The following is a 14968-nucleotide window of genomic DNA, read 5'->3' on the forward strand; positions in this document are numbered from 1 at the left end:
ATTCACTCCGGGATTGTGACGGGGCGGCAGGGTCGGGAAAATCCCGCTCCTGCCGCCGCCACTGCGGTCGGTGAGACTCTGGTCAGTGGCGGAAATGACGCATGCCGGTGAGCACCATCGCCATATCGTGCTCGTCGGCGGCGGCGATCACCTCGTCATCGCGGATCGAGCCGCCTGGCTGGATCACACAGCTGATGCCGACCTTGGCGGCATTGTCGATACCGTCGCGGAAGGGGAAGAAGGCATCGGAGGCCATAACGGAACCCTGTACCTCCAGCCCGGCGTGCTCGGCCTTGATGGCGGCGATACGGGCGGAATTGACACGGCTCATCTGGCCGGCGCCCACACCGATGGTGCGCCCGTCCTTGCCGTAGACGATGGCGTTGGACTTGACGAATTTCGCTACCTTCCAGGTGAACAGCAGGTCGCGAATCTCGGCCTCGGTGGGCTGGCGCTTACTGACCACTTTCAGGTCTGCAGCGGTGATTATCCCGTCATCGCGGTCCTGTACCAGCAGTCCGCCATTGACGCGTTTGTAGTCCAGCGCCGGGGTGCGCTCGTTGTCCCACTCGCCGCAGGCCAGCAGGCGCACGTTCTTTTTCTCGGCCACGGCGGCGCGCGCCTCTGCCGAAATGCTGGGGGCGATGATCACCTCGACAAACTGCCGTTCGACAATCGCTTTTGCGGTCTCGCCATCCAGCTCGCGGTTGAACGCGATGATGCCGCCGAAGGCGGATTCCTTGTCGGTCTCGAATGCCAGGTCGTAGGCCTTGAGGAGGCTGTCAGCAATGGCCACACCGCACGGGTTGGCGTGCTTGACGATCACGCAGGCCGGTTCGTCGAAGGCCTTGACGCATTCCAGTGCCGCATCGGTGTCGGCGATATTGTTGTAGCTGAGTTCCTTGCCCTGCAACTGCTCGGCAGTGGCAATGCCGGCCTCGGCCGGATCGGCCTCGACATAGAAGGCCGACTTCTGGTGCGGGTTCTCGCCGTAGCGCAGGTCCATTTTCTTGATGAACTGGCTGTTGAAGGTGCGCGGGAAGGGCTCCTTCTCGCCCTCCTTGATGGAACCCAGGTAGTTGGCGATGGCGCCGTCGTAGCCGGCGGTGTGCTCGAAGGCTTTCACTGCCAGGTCGAAGCGCTGCGCCTGGTCCAGGGCCCCGTCATTGGCTTTCATTTCACTGATGATGGCGTCGTAGTCGGAGGCGTTGACCACGATCGCGACGTCCCGGTGGTTCTTGGCCGCAGCGCGCACCATGGTCGGGCCACCGATATCGATATTCTCGATGGCGTCGGGCAGGGTGCAATCCGGTTTGGCCACGGTCTGGGCGAAGGGGTAGAGGTTGACCACCACCATGTCGATGGGGGTGATGCCGTGTTCTGACATGACACTGTCGTCTGTGCCGCGCCGGCCCAGGATGCCACCGTGGACTTTCGGGTGCAGGGTTTTAACGCGTCCGTCCATCATCTCCGGGAAGCCAGTGTAGTCGGAGACTTCCACAACCGGGATGCCGGCTTCCTTGATCTGGCGGTGGGTACCGCCGGTAGAGAGGAGCTCCACGCCCATTGCGGCTAGTTCGCGGGCGAATTCAACGATTCCGGTCTTGTCCGACACGCTGATCAGCGCGCGGCGAATCGCAACCTTGTCAGTCATAACATTGGGTCCGTCTGTTTTCTGAAAGGAGTTGGTGCCGCCGATCCCGTCAGCGGCAGGGCCCCGGGAGATTCCGGTGCCGGTAAAATAGACTTACAGTAAATAAGTGAGGGGGGATGAGTGTCCCCATCCCCCCTCGCGATAAACAGTGCGCTGGGCGCCCGGGCTCAGAGGAGTCCGTAGCGCTTCAGTTTCTTGCGCAGGGTGCCGCGGTTCAGTCCCAGCAGCTGTGCCGCGCGTGTCTGGTTGTGGCGGGTGTATTTCATCACCACTTCCAGCATAGGCGCTTCGATCTCGGACAGGACCATGTCGTAGACATCGGTGACCATCTGGCCGTCCAGGTGGCGGAAGTAGTTCTCCATCGCATGCTCGACAGCGTCGCGCAGTGACTGCTGCTGCGGCTGTTGGAGTTGCGTCTGGCCCCCGGTGGCTACTTCTTCTTCGTTGCCCGTATCCGGAATGATTGCTTCGTTGTTCATGCCGCTTGTGCCCCTCTCGTTATTCGGCGTTCAAACCACTCTTGAACGCTGGCATGTTGTGCTTCTGCGCTGTCTAGTTGGAAAAAGGTCTTGCGAAAGGACTCGCTGTCCGCGAGTGTCTTCAGGTACCAACCCACATGCTTGCGGGCGATACGGACCCCCATCACTTCACCGTAAAAACGGTGCAATTCACCCAAGTGGGCGAGCAAAATATCCCTGACTTCTTCCGGTGAGGGTTCGGGTAGCCGCTCGCCAGTGGCGAGGTAGTGGGCTATCTCCCGAAATATCCATGGCCGTCCCTGCGCTGCTCGGCCAATCATCACTGCAGCGGCTCCGGTATAGTCGAGCACCTCGCGGGCGCGCTCGGCACCGGTTACGTCCCCATTGGCGAAAACCGGGATCTTCACCCTGGATACAATTTCGGCAATGGTATCGAATTCAGCGTGCCCGTGGTAGCCACAGGCACGGGTGCGGCCGTGCACCGCCAGGGCTGAGATGCCCAGCTCCTCTGCCATTCTGGCCACGGTGACACCGTTGCGGGACTCTGTGCACCAGCCTGTGCGAATCTTCAGCGTCACCGGTACCGGTACCGCCTCAACCACTGCCCGGAGAATGTCCCCGACCAGTTTTTCGTCCCGGAGCAGGGCGGAGCCCGCCGCTTTTTTGCAAACTTTCTTTGCCGGACAGCCCATGTTGATATCGATGATCTGGGCGCCCCGGCGCACATTCTCCTGTGCCGCCTCGGCCATCATCTCCGGGTCGCCGCCAGCGATCTGCACCGAGATCGGCTCTTCCTCGCCGGTGTGGTCGAGGCGCAGGCGCGACTTGCGGCTGTTCCACAGGCGCGTGTCCGAAGTGACCATCTCGGATACCACCAGGCCCGCCCCCATGCGCCGGCACAGCTGGCGGAACGGACGGTCTGTAACGCCGGCCATTGGCGCCAGAATTACCGGGTTGCCGATAATGTAGGGCCCTATGGCGATGTTGCTCGACAAGGTCTGCTCCGCGGAGTGGGCGTCAAAAGAGCCGCCTATGATAGCGGCTGCCCCGGGATTGGAAAAGCGAAAAACCGTGCAAATTGGTTGCGAGCTGTGCGTTTAGGTTGATGATTGCGCAATTTTCGCCGTTTTAAGCGCCAATTCCGCCACTTTATTATTGTCTGTACAGTCAGTTGGCAGTCAGCAGCTCGTAATTGATTGCCTCACGGCCCGGATCCTCGATCTCTATGGCGATATGCACCGGGCTGCCGGATGGCATTTCCCTGCGCCCGGCCAGTTCGCCCTGCAGGTATTCGCGCGGGGCGAAGCGCCGGCTGGCCACTGGCTGGTTCTTCAGGTTGCTGAACCGCAGCAGCAGGTCCGGGAATGGCTGGTCGAAGTCGGCGGTATTCAGCAGTACCGCGTCCACTACCAGGGCCCCGGCGATCTCCGGGTGGCTGCGGACCACCAGGTTGGAGGTGCGGATTGCCTGCAGGTCCCTGAGTTCGGGCAGCTGGCATCCCAGGGCCGGGCAGGCCCAGGTGTAGACGGTACGCCAGGGCTGCTGCCGGGCCAGGCTGTCAAAGCGATAAATGCCCAACTGTAGCACCAGCGCCAGGGACAAAAGAACAGCCAGCAGTCCCCACAGCCACCCGGGGACACGGCGCTGCTGCTGTGGGGCCCAGCTCACTTCCAGTGGTGCCGGCTCGATCGAGGAAAGCAGGCGTTCGCGCTCGGGACGGTCATCGCCCGGGACAAGCCTGTCGCTGTGATCGTCTGCCTCGGCAGGGTCGGTGGGAGGTTCTCGATAGCCTGCCCATGGATCGCCGGCGGCATCGAGCTCGCCCGGGCTTGATCCGGGGGATGCTTCCCACGGTGAAGAGTCCGGTTCCTCCTCATCCTCTTCCCGGAGCACGGCTTCCGTCTCCGGCTCTTCCGCCTCCTCGCCGGGGGAAGCGCCTGCATCCAGGTCGCGCCACTGGGTTTCGCCAAAAGCGTCGCCAATCAGGGGCTGGTCTTCATCCGCGCTGCTTTCATCATTCCCCGGGGAGTCGGTCGCGGCGCTGGCAGGCACGGTGGGCGGGGCCGCACTCTCCTCATCGTCCAGCAGTATGTCGTCGTGGATCAGGAAGTCGTCGTCTTCCAGCAGGGCCTCCAGTTCCTTCTGCGAGTCCACCTCGCTGTCGGCGAAGAGGATATTCTCATCGGCACGAAAGACCTGCAGGCAGGAGCCACAGCGCACCGCACCACGGGCGGCGCGCAGCTGCTGTTCGCTGACATGAAAAGAGGTGCTGCAGTGGGGGCAGCGGGTAACCAGTTGCGACATTCGACTTTGGCAGAATTTATTCGGTGGACAAGTTTAGGCGCCCACGGAGTCGCGGGGCAAGACCATGTAAGGGCGAGTAAGCGGCAGACGGTAAGTAACTGCTCGCCAGGCCTGCTCCCGCCAACACCGTTGGCCGCGACGGGGGTCATTCTTTCGCAAGGCAGAATGGCTGCCGATATTAGCGTGGTCAGGCCCTAGGTACGACGGGTGCCGCTCAGGCGCACCCATTCCTCCCGCTGGCCATCTTCCTCGAAATCGACCCACTGGCTGTAGGCCTGGCGCACCTGCTCCGCCTGGCTGGCGAGGATGCCCGAGAGGCACAGGCGCCCGCCCGGGCGGGTCAGTGCCACCAGCTGCGGGGCCAGCTCAACCAGTGGGCCCGCAAGGATATTGGCCAGCACCAGGTCAACCGGCTCCTGCGGCAGCTTTTCCGGCATGTACACCGGGAAGCGCTCCGGGGCCAGGCCATTGCGGACCGCATTGTCGGCACTGGCGCGCAGTGCCTGTGGATCGATATCGGTGCCCAGGGCGCGCTTTGCGCCCAGCAGCAGTGCTGCGATTCCGAGGATGCCGGAACCGCAGCCGAAATCTATTACTGTCTTGCCCTCCACCGGTTCGCGGGCGAGCCACTGCAGGCAGAGAAAGGTGGTGGGATGGGTGCCGGTACCGAAGGCCAGTCCGGGATCCAGCATCAGGTTCACCGCCCCGGGATCCGGTGGTTCGCACCAGCTGGGACAGATCCACAGGTTGTCGTCGCACTGGATCGGGGTGTAGTGGGCCATCCACTCCCTTTCCCAGTCCTTGTCTTCCAGCTGTTCCCAGCGCGCATTAGGCAATGGCTGCCCCAGGGCGGAAGCCGCCATGGCCTCGACGCGGGCGGTATCCACCTCGGCATCGAAGAGGCCGGTCACCCGGGTATTGTCCCACAGCGGTATCTCTCCCAGCCCCGGTTCAAGGATCGGCTGGTCGGCATTGTCCTGCAGGGTGACGGAGACAGCGCCCGCGGCGAGCAGTGCATCCTCTATGGGTTCCGCCTGTTCGCGGTGGGTATCTATGCGGAGCTGGAGCCAGGGCATGTTCGGGACTCGGGTAGTGATTGGTGGTCGTGCGCTCGGGTGGCGCTAGTGTAGGGGGGAACAGGGCGATCGCCCAGGGGGCCGGCACACGGAGCCGTGCGGCCCCGTGTGCCGGTAGGTCGGTCAGAGACCGAGCTTTTTCTCGAGATAGTGGATGTTGACCCCGCCCTCGGCAAAGGCGCTGTCGCGTACCAGCTCCTCTTGCAGTGGGATATTGGTCTTGATGCCGTCAACGATCAGCTCGGAGAGGGCCACGCGCATGCGTGCCAGCGCCTCCTCGCGATTCTCGGCGTGGGTGATCACCTTGGCAATCATCGAGTCGTAGTTGGCCGGTACCGTGTAACCCGAGTACAGGTGTGAGTCCACCCGCACGCCCAGCCCGCCGGGGGTGTGGAAGTTGTTGACCTTGCCGGGGCAGGGGAAGAAGGTCTTCGGGTCCTCGGCATTGATGCGGCATTCGAAAGAATGACCGCGGATCACCACGTCTTCCTGGCGGATGGAAAGCTTCTCACCGGCGCACACACGGATCTGCTCCTTGATCAGGTCGAAGCCGGTAACCATCTCGCTGACCGGGTGCTCTACCTGGATGCGGGTATTCATCTCGATAAAGTAGAAGCGCTCGTCCTCGTACAGGAATTCGAAAGTGCCGGCACCGCGATAACCGATATCGATGCAGGCCTGGACGCAGGATTCCTGCACGTCGCGGCGGACATCGTCGGGGATGCCGGGGGCCGGCGCTTCCTCGAGCACCTTCTGGTGGCGGCGTTGCAGCGAGCAGTCGCGGTCCCCCAGGTGGATGGCATTGCCCTGTCCGTCGGACATCACCTGGATTTCCACGTGGCGCGGGTTCTGCAGGAACTTCTCCATATAGACGGTGCTGTCGCCAAAGGCGGCACCGGCCTCGGACTTGGTCACGGAGATGGCATTGAGCAGGGCCGCCTCGGTATGCACCACGCGCATGCCGCGACCACCGCCGCCGGCGGCGGCCTTGATGATTACCGGGTAACCGATTTCCCGGGCGATCTCGATGCAGCGGTCGCCGTTTTCAGGCAGTGACCCGTTGGAGCCCGGCACAGTGGGTACGCCGGCCTTTTTCATGGCGGCGATCGCGGACACCTTGTCGCCCATCAGCCGGATCACGTCCGCGTCCGGGCCGATAAAGGTAAAGCCGCTCTTCTGGACCTGTTCGGCGAAATCGGCATTTTCGGCGAGGAAGCCGTAGCCGGGGTGTACTGCCACGGAATCGGTGATCTCCATCGCCGAGATGATCGCCGGAATATTCAGGTAACTTTGCGGGGACGGGTTGGGGCCGATGCACACGGCCTCGTCGGCGAGGCGCACATGCTTGAGGTCGCGGTCCACCTGCGAGTGCACGGCGACGGTGGAAATGCCCATCTCCTTGCACGCGCGCAGGATTCGCAGCGCGATCTCACCCCGGTTGGCAATCAGTACTTTATCAAACATGCTGGATTATCCCGGTCAGACGATGGTGACGAGCGGCTGGTCGAATTCCACCGGCTGGCCGTCCTCGACCAGGATGCTCTCGATGGTGCCGGCCTTGTCCGCCTCGATCTGGTTCATCATTTTCATGGCCTCGACGATGCACACCACATCGCCCGGCTTCACTTGCTGGCCCACTTTCACAAACGGTTCCGCGCCGGGGCTGGAAGCGGCATAAAAAGTGCCCACCATGGGGGACTTGATCGCATGGCCGGTCAGGGCCGGGACGGATTCCTCCGGCTCGGAGGCCGGGGCAGCGGGCGCTTGCGCTGGGGCGGCTGCCGGGGCCGCGGGGGCCACCTGGGCCGGCATCTGCGCCATCATCGGTTGTGGGGCGTTGCTGACCCCACGGCTGATGCGCACCGATTCCTCACCTTCCTTGATTTCCAGCTCGCCGATATCCGATTCCTCGAGCAGTTCAATCAGTTTTTTAATTTTGCGGATATCCATAGTTCTCACTCGCAGTCTTGGGTGATGACAGTATTGGGTTGGTTAAAGTTCGTTTAGCGCCGCCTGCAGCGCCAGGGTGTAACTCGCCGGGCCGAAGCCGCAGATCACGCCCCGGGCCAGGTCGGAAAAATAGGAATGGCGACGGAACTCCTCCCGCGCGTGCACATTCGACAGGTGCACCTCGATAAACGGGATAGCCACGGCCGCCAGCGCATCGCGCAGGGCCACGCTGGTATGGGTAAAGGCGGCGGGGTTGATCACGATGCAATCAATGCCCTCGCGGCCAGCGGCGTGCACTCGCTCGATCAGTTCCGCTTCGCTGTTGCTCTGCAGGGATTCCAGCTGGTGGCCGGCCGCTGCGCACTGCTGGCGCGCTGCGCGGTCGATCTCCGCCAGCGTGGTCGCACCATAGACCGCCGGTTCACGCGTGCCCAGCAGGTTGAGGTTCGGTCCATGCAGCAGAAGGAGGCGTGCCATAGCTTGTCCTGAAGAAAAAGCGCGAAACGGTCACAAAAAATTAGCGAAAATTGGCTAACTTGCCGGGAACGGTCACGTTTGCGCCCCGGATGGCCATAATCGGGGCGAGTGTGCCCCAAAAATGACCCCCTGTCCATGACCTGGAGCACGGATTATTGACGTTAGGCGCAGTTCGGCGAATTTTGCCGCTAAATTAGCTAACTAGTCGATGTGCAGTGGCTTGATCGCCAGATTGGTTGGCTATAAAGACCGGTCGGTCACAGGCTGGCGGAAGCGGGCGTGCGGGCCGCTCTATCCAGGGCCTCCAGCAGTCCGTCGCGGCTGAGGACCTGTGGCAGGATGCGGGGCTCGCCGCCACCAGCGGGGTAGAGCAGGTACAGCGGAACGCTGGTGCGGCCGTGGCGCGCCAGCAACTCGCTGATCTGTGGGTCCTGGTTGGTCCAGTCGCCCTTGAGCGCCACGACGCCCAGTTTCTCGATGGCGGTGCTGACTTCGTCGCTCGACAGCACCACTTTTTCATTGGCCAGGCAGGTGATGCACCAGGCTGCCGTCATATTGGCCAGTACCGGGCGGCCCTCGGCGCGGGCGCGATCCAGGCGTTCTGGTGAGTACGATTCCCAGTACCCCGAATTGGTGGCCACCTGCGTCACGGTTTCCAGCCGTGGCAGCAGGGCCACAGCGATGGCGATGGCCGCGATGGCCGTACCGCCCTTGAACCAATGCCACTGGGGGCGCGGCCACAGCCACAGGGCGAAGGCAATTGCCACCGCCCCGGCGAGCACCAGCGCCACGCCGTCGCTGCCACTCTGGCGGCCCAGCACCCACAGCAGCCAGACTGCGGTGAGGTACATGGGGAAGGCGAGCAGTTGCTTGAAGCGATCCATCCAGGGCCCCGGCCGCGGCAGCCGTTCCACCAGCCCCGGTGCATAGGTCAGCGCCAGGAAGGGGGCGGCCATCCCGGCCCCCAGGGCCGCAAATACCGACAGGGCAACCGGGGCGGGCTGGGTGACTGCAAACCCCAGGGCGGAGCCCATCAATGGCGCGGTACAGGGGCTGGCCACGAGCGTGGCCAGGGCGCCGGTGGTGACCGAGCCGCGCAGGCCCGGGCTGTTACTGACGCCATGGCCGATACCCATCAGGCGACTGCCGAACTCGGTGACCCCGGAGAGGCTCAGCCCCATGGCGAAAAACAGGTAGACCAGTACCGCCACCAGTACCGGCGACTGCAGCTGGAAGCCCCAGCCGATCGCCTCACCGCCGGCGCGCAGGGCCAGCATCAGGCCGGCGATGGCGACAAAGCTCGCCACTACACCGGCGCTGTAGGCCCAGCCGTGGGCGTGGCGCTGCGCCGGCACGCGTGCTGTCTCACTGATCGCCAGCAGCTTGATGGATAGCACCGGGAACACGCAGGGCATCAGGTTGAGAATCAGCCCGCCGATAAATGCCCCCAGCAGGGCCAGCGGCAGCGAGAGGCTTGAGCCCCCGGCGCCAGGGTCCGCGCCACCGGGGGGAGTGGATGCGGGGGGAATCGTCCCGCCACTGGCCGGTGTGGCGGTACCGTTGCCGTAGTCCAGGTCAAAGACCCGTGTTTCCGGCGGATAGCAGAGGCCGGCATCGGCGCAGCCCTGGTAGTGGACCTCCACCCTGGTGGTGCCCTCGGCCTGCGGCAGTAGGATTTCCAGTTGCAGCCGGTAGACCTCGGTCTCTTTCTCGAAATAGTCGTCCCAGATTACCTCGCCCTCGGGCAGGTTGAGGGGCAGCTCGGTGCGCTGGTCGCCGTCGATCTGGTAGAGGGCGAGTTTGTCGCGATAGAGGTAGTAGCCCTCGGCAATCTGGAAGATGGTGCTGGCGCCGCTGTCGCTGAACAGGAAGTCCTGCTGGTAGGCTTCGTCCACCTTCAGGAAGGCCTCATCCTGTGCGGCCCCGCCCAGGGGAGTGCCAAATGGGGACTGTGATGCCTGCGCAACCGCTTGCATCGCGCCGAGTACCAGGGTGGCCAGGACCAGCAAAAGGGGGAATTTTTTTCGTAAACCGTTGGTCATCACAGTCATCACAGTTCAAATTCTTTAAAGTCAGCATTAATCTGACTGTCCGGACCGTCACGGGTTCATTGCGAAACCGGCGGCGGAAGCAGTATAACGGTGACTGCGGTGCAAAAAAACGGTACAAAAAAACAACATCTGGAGTTGGGCTTGTCGAATCACTCGGGATTCCGTGCAGTAGCGGGCGCAATGGTGCTGGCCTGCTGGCTTACGGGGTGCGTTACTTCAACACCGGTCCCCGCCCCGCGGGCGGTGCCCCTGCCTGAGCCAGCGAAGCCGGCCGGCCCGACGCCGGAGGAAATTCGCCAGCGCAACGTGGAGTTCTTCCTGGCCCGCGCCGAGGCCGCCCAGCGGCAGGGCTTCCTGACCCGGCCACCCGGTGCCAGTGCCTTTGACTATTACCTGCGGGTGCGCCAGCTGGATCCGGACAATCGCCGCGCGGCCAGTGGTATCCAGACGATTGTGATCGAGTTTGTCGAGCGCGCGCGGGATGCCCTGCGCCGTCGCTCCTTTGGTGAGGTCAATGCATACCTGAACCGTGCCGACGAGCTGGCTCCTGATAACCCGCTGGTCGGCGAAGTCCGCGCGCAGCTGGCGCGGGAGCGGAGCCGCGCCAGTGCGGGGCTGCCCGAGGGGGAGTCGGTCAAGTTGTCACCCGGCGCCCTGTCGGCGAAGTCCCCGGAGATGGTGGCGACGTTAAAGGACCTGGCCCAGCGTATCCGGCGGGAGAATCAGCGTATTATCATCATTGCGCGCCAGGATGCCGAGGGACGCTGGATCTACCAGAAGCTGCGCGAGGCGGTACCCGGTTACCGCGTGCGCGGGGATATCAAGGTCGGTGGGACGCCACAGGTGATCCTGACCGGCTCCATGGGGGGAGCTGAATAGTGAAGCAATGGCTTCTTTGTTGCCTGGCAATGGCGGCGCTCAGTGGCAGCCCGCTGGCGGCCGCGGCACTGGATATCGACGGTTATGCCCGCGAGACACTGCCGGGTGCCACCATGTCGGCAGCATACCTGACGCTGCGCAATGGCGGGGATACCGCCCGCACCCTGGAACGGGTAGAGTTACCGGGGGTCGAGGGCGCCCGGGCGCAAATACACAGTACCGTCAGGGATAACGGAGTGAGCCGTATGCGTCCCCTGACGGCGCTGCCGGTTCCTGCGACCAGTTCAGTGGCGATGGCGCCGGGGGGGATTCACCTGATGCTCAGCGGGGCCGAACTCAGGGCAGGCGGGCAGGTCCAATTGCGACTGCATTTCGCCGACGGTGAAGTGCAGCTTATCAGTGTGCCGGTGCGCGGTGCCGCCGGCCAGGCGCACCACCACTGACTATAGGAATTTAGCGCCCGCGCACGCGGGTGGATAAAGACAAACTGGAGGTATCAATGAAAAAAATTGTGATCAGCCTGCTGGCAGTCCTGATGGTGGCCTGTGCCCACAGCCCGGTGGAAATCCAGGTGCGGCCGCAAGTCGATGTTGCTCCCGAGGCTTTCGGTACTGGCTTCTCGGTCAGTGTCCAGGGCGCCAACAAGCTGCCCGGCGGCGGACTGGGTTCCCTGGGGGGCATTTACGCCGATCAGTCTCAGGTTCGGCTGGGCAACAATGTCGAGGACGCCCTGGCTGAGACCCTGAAAGAAGGGTTCCGGAACTGGTCGTTTGAACCGGTATTCAGCGGCGCCGACGTCCAGGTAGTGGCCAGCCTGACCAGCCTGAAGTACGACAGCCCCAACGGGCTGGTGACGAGTAAGGTGGATTCCTCCGCGGAGGTGCAGTTGGCGGTGACCATCGGGGGTTCCACTTACTATGGCAATTACCGCTCCAGCGGCAAGGATCGCAACCTGATCAAGCCGGCCAAAGAGGAAGTGGAAGGGCGTATCAATGGCCTGCTGAGCGCCACGCTGCAGCGGGCGTTCGAAGACGAAAAACTCAAGAGCTTCCTGCGAGCGAATCTCTGACGGGAGCTGGTGAAGCGGCACTGCTGTGCCGTTCGCCGCGCCCCGTTGGGGTGCCCAGCTCGCGCGAGGCAGGGACAGCCGAAAACACTGTGAGCCCGCAACCTTGACCAAATTCGATCCGAAATCCGTGTCAGAACTCGGCCCGCTGGCGCAGGCCGGGCACACCCAGGCCGCGGCCGGCCGGATCAGCGCAGCTGCCGCTGAACTGGCGCTGGGCGCCGTGGCTGACGGGGTTCTGGTCGCCGACGCGACCGGGCGGATCACCTACTGCAACCCCCTGGTGGCGGAGCTCACCGGCGGAGTGGTGGCATTGTTGCCGGGGGAGTCGCTCAACGAGAGGCTATCCCTGTGGAACGAGAGTGGTGAGCAGTTGCCACCGCTGTTGCCTGACGGCGCCGAAGCTGCCTCCCATGAACTGACGGCCTACCTGCAGTGCCCCACCGGCGACAATGACCCGGCCCCACTCAGCCTGGGTGTGAACGTGGTGCGCGACGGATCCACGCTTGAAGGCTTTGTCATTATCCTGCGCGATACCACTGCCGCGCGACGTCTCTCCTCTCGCCTGAGCTGGCAGAATACCCATGATGCCCTGACGCACCTGCCCAACCGGCAACTGTTTGAATCGGAACTGCAGCAGAGCCTGTCCGCCTGCGAGGACCGCCGCCACCACCATGTACTGCTCTACCTGGATGTTTACCAGTTCAAGGTGGTGAACGACACCCTGGGCTACCGCGCCGGAGACCAGTTACTGGTGCAGCTGGCGGAGTTGCTGGCGGCCTGCCTCGCGCAGGAGGACCTGTTCGCCCGGGTCGGTAGTGACGAGTTCGCCATCCTGTTGCGCGATTGCTCGATCGAAGAGGCTCGTCGCGTGGTACTGCGCCTGCGGGAGACGGTCAAAGGGTTCTCATTCCAGTGGGAGGGCAGCGACAGCCGGGTGGCCCTGTCCATCGGTGCGGTAGCAGTCGATCACCACGCCAGTTCCGTCAGCCAGCTGCTCGCCTCCGCCAATGATGCCTGCAGCGCGGCCCGGGACCAGGGCCGCAACCGGGTAAAGCTGTTCAGCGATTCACGCAAGGTGCTGGAAAAGCGCCGCCAGACGATCTGGGTGGCTGAAATCCATGCGGCCCTACGGGAGGACCGGCTACTGCTGCACCGCCAGCCGGTGGTCAGCCTGGGCGGGGAGCGGGGTGTCCACCATTACGAGGTGCTGGTGCGCATGCGCGGACGGGACGGGGACCTGATTCCGCCGGGGATGTTCCTGCCGGCCGCAGAGCGTTACGGCCTGATCGAGGAAGTCGATCGCTGGGTGATTCGCCGGGTGTTCCAGCATATGGCCGCCGAGTCCGGCGGCGACGAGGAAAGCTATGCAATCAACATCTCCGGCCTGAGCCTGGGGGATGAGGCCTTCGTGGACTTCGTGCTGGCGGAGCTGGCGGACGCAGGGGTGGCGCCGTCGCGGGTACAGTTCGAGATTACCGAGACCAGTGCCATCAACAACCTGCAGCGGGCCCTGATCTTTATCCACAGGTTACGCGCCGCGGGCTGCAGTTTTGCGCTGGACGACTTTGGCCAGGGCGCTTCGTCCCTGGCTTACCTGCGGCAGCTGCCGGTGGATTACCTGAAAATCGATGGCAGCTTCGTGCGCAACATGCTCGACGACGAGATCGACAGCGCCATGGTGAGCACCATCGACCACCTGGCCAAGCAGATGGGCATCAGCACCATCGCCGAGTATGTGGAAACGCCGGAATTGATGGAGAGATTGCGGCAGATGGGTGTCGATTACGCCCAGGGATTCGGTATTGCGGCAGCGGCCGAGTTTCCCGACCGGGAAGCCGGCAGCAGCTGATCCCGCTGCCGGATATACACTCAGCGGGCGGGTCCGCTGTTGCCCTCCGCCAGTTCCGGCTCCTGCTGCAGGTCGCCGTATTGCCCGGCCCGCAAGCGCGGTCCGTACTGGCTCACCACCCGGGCGGCGGCGCGACAGGCCAGTTTGCCCGCCTCGGCAAAGCCCATACCGCGGTTCAGGCCATAGATAAACGCCCCGGCAAAGGTATCGCCGGCGCCATTGGTGTCGATCGCGTGCACTTTGGGGGCCGCCACCTGGTGCTGGCGCTCGCCGTCCCACACCAGTGCACCATCGCCGCCCAGGGTGATGGCAAAGCTGCGACAGTGCCGGGCCAGTGCCGCCGCGGCCGCCTCGACTGAATCCGTGCCGGTATATCCCAGCGCCTCATCCCGGTTGCAGAACAGCAGGTCGACACCGTTGCCGATCATTTCCCCCAACCCGTCGCGGAACAGCTGGACCATCGCGGGGTCCGAAAGGCTCAGGGCGGTTTTTACGCCGGCCGTCTCGGCCTCCTCGCGCAGGGTAATGGCCGCCTGGCGACCGGTGTCGGAGGAAACCAGGTAGCCCTCTATGTAGGCCCAGCGGGAGGCCCGCAGGGCTTCCCGGTCCAGCTCGGCCACAGACAGCTCACCGCTGATCCCGAGGAAAGTATTCATGCTGCGCTCGGCGTCCGGTGTCACCAGCACCAGGCACTTGCCGGTAATGCCAGCGTCGGCCTGCTCCAGTGCCGCAGGGTAAGAGACGCCGGCCCGGGACAGGTCGGCCCGGTAGAAGTCGCCATTGTCATCACCGGCTACCTTGCAGGAGTAGAAAGTGCGCAACCCCAGGTAACTGGCGGTGATGATGGTGTTGGCCCCGGAACCCCCGCAAGCGCGCTTGGCCGTCACCAGGTGGTCCTGCAGGTCGCTGACCAGCTGGGCCTGGCGCGATTCATCCACCAGGGTCATGACGCCCTTGTCGACACCCAGTGACTGGAGGTCGCCGTCGGTAACCTCGATTTCGGTGTCCAGGAGGGCGGCGCCAATGCCGTAGAGATCGTACTGGTGCATAGGGGTCCTTGTTCGGGGATGGATTGGGGCTGGTTCAGGGGGCATTATGGCCGCCGGCAGGTCAAGTGCAAGTCGGCCGGGTTTGACATGTCCGTTGCAGGGCTTATAAATGCCCGGCCCGGGGCGTGTGC

The 14968-nt window shown here is 63.7% G+C and carries 14 protein-coding genes; 4 read left to right on the forward strand and 10 right to left on the reverse strand.

The features are described from left to right. Nucleotides 1-82: 82 nt before the first annotated feature. The 9 genes from purH to LVD10_RS15840 form a co-directional block, all read right to left on the reverse strand. Nucleotides 83-1654 (reverse strand): bifunctional phosphoribosylaminoimidazolecarboxamide formyltransferase/IMP cyclohydrolase, encoded by a 1572-nt coding sequence (purH, locus tag LVD10_RS15800; protein ID WP_237064253.1) that lies wholly within the window; start codon nt 1652-1654, stop codon nt 83-85. A gap of 167 nt (nt 1655-1821) precedes the next feature. Then, nucleotides 1822-2133, reverse strand: a complete 312-nt coding sequence (gene fis, locus LVD10_RS15805; protein ID WP_232940836.1) for a DNA-binding transcriptional regulator Fis — start codon at nt 2131-2133, stop codon at nt 1822-1824. Continuing rightward, nucleotides 2130-3068, reverse strand: a complete 939-nt coding sequence (dusB, locus tag LVD10_RS15810; protein ID WP_233006719.1) for a tRNA dihydrouridine synthase DusB — start codon at nt 3066-3068, stop codon at nt 2130-2132. Before dusB ends, fis begins: the two co-directional genes overlap by 4 nt. A 232-nt stretch (nt 3069-3300) precedes the next feature. Next, nucleotides 3301-4437 carry a DUF3426 domain-containing protein gene (locus LVD10_RS15815; RefSeq protein WP_237064255.1) on the reverse strand — a complete coding sequence of 379 codons (1137 nt, stop codon included), beginning with the start codon at nt 4435-4437 and terminating at the stop codon, nt 3301-3303. A 194-nt stretch (nt 4438-4631) separates the two neighbouring features. Next, a complete protein-coding gene (gene prmA, locus LVD10_RS15820; protein ID WP_232940838.1) occupies nt 4632-5513 on the reverse strand; it encodes a 50S ribosomal protein L11 methyltransferase in 882 nt (293 codons plus the stop codon). 123 nt (nt 5514-5636) lie between these two features. Then, nucleotides 5637-6977: an acetyl-CoA carboxylase biotin carboxylase subunit gene (gene accC / locus LVD10_RS15825; protein ID WP_232940839.1), complete on the reverse strand. Its 1341-nt coding sequence runs from the start codon at nt 6975-6977 to the stop codon at nt 5637-5639. 15 nt (nt 6978-6992) lie between these two features. Continuing rightward, entirely contained in the window at nt 6993-7463 is a 471-nt protein-coding gene (accB, locus tag LVD10_RS15830) for an acetyl-CoA carboxylase biotin carboxyl carrier protein (protein ID WP_232940840.1), read from the reverse strand. A gap of 42 nt (nt 7464-7505) precedes the next feature. Beyond that, nucleotides 7506-7940, reverse strand: coding sequence for a type II 3-dehydroquinate dehydratase (gene aroQ / locus LVD10_RS15835; RefSeq protein WP_232940841.1), 435 nt, complete (start codon nt 7938-7940; stop codon nt 7506-7508). Between the two features lie 257 nt (nt 7941-8197). Next, entirely contained in the window at nt 8198-9991 is a 1794-nt protein-coding gene (locus LVD10_RS15840) for a protein-disulfide reductase DsbD family protein (protein WP_237064257.1), read from the reverse strand. 141 nt (nt 9992-10132) lie between these two features. Here LVD10_RS15840 and LVD10_RS15845 point away from each other — a divergent pair, with 141 nt between their 5' ends. The 4 genes from LVD10_RS15845 to LVD10_RS15860 all read left to right on the forward strand — a co-directional run bounded on the left by LVD10_RS15845 (nt 10133) and on the right by LVD10_RS15860 (nt 13788). Then, nucleotides 10133-10870, forward strand: coding sequence for an N-acetylglucosaminyltransferase (locus tag LVD10_RS15845; RefSeq protein ID WP_232940842.1), 738 nt, complete (start codon nt 10133-10135; stop codon nt 10868-10870). Next, entirely contained in the window at nt 10870-11313 is a 444-nt protein-coding gene (locus tag LVD10_RS15850; RefSeq protein WP_232940843.1) for a copper chaperone PCu(A)C, read from the forward strand. Before LVD10_RS15845 ends, LVD10_RS15850 begins: the two co-directional genes overlap by 1 nt. A 56-nt stretch (nt 11314-11369) precedes the next feature. Beyond that, nucleotides 11370-11939, forward strand: a complete 570-nt coding sequence (locus LVD10_RS15855; RefSeq protein WP_232940844.1) for a YajG family lipoprotein — start codon at nt 11370-11372, stop codon at nt 11937-11939. A 103-nt stretch (nt 11940-12042) separates the two neighbouring features. Then, nucleotides 12043-13788 carry an EAL domain-containing protein gene (locus tag LVD10_RS15860; protein ID WP_232940845.1) on the forward strand — a complete coding sequence of 582 codons (1746 nt, stop codon included), beginning with the start codon at nt 12043-12045 and terminating at the stop codon, nt 13786-13788. A gap of 20 nt (nt 13789-13808) precedes the next feature. On the opposite strand, the gene LVD10_RS15865 is transcribed toward LVD10_RS15860, so the two are convergent. Continuing rightward, on the reverse strand, nt 13809-14837 hold the full coding sequence (locus LVD10_RS15865) for an adenosine kinase (protein ID WP_237064258.1): 1029 nt from the start codon (nt 14835-14837) through the stop codon (nt 13809-13811). Nucleotides 14838-14968 lie beyond the last annotated feature (131 nt).

Origin of the sequence: Microbulbifer zhoushanensis (genome assembly GCF_021729055.1) — a bacterium.
GTDB lineage: Bacteria > Pseudomonadota > Gammaproteobacteria > Pseudomonadales > Cellvibrionaceae > Microbulbifer > Microbulbifer zhoushanensis.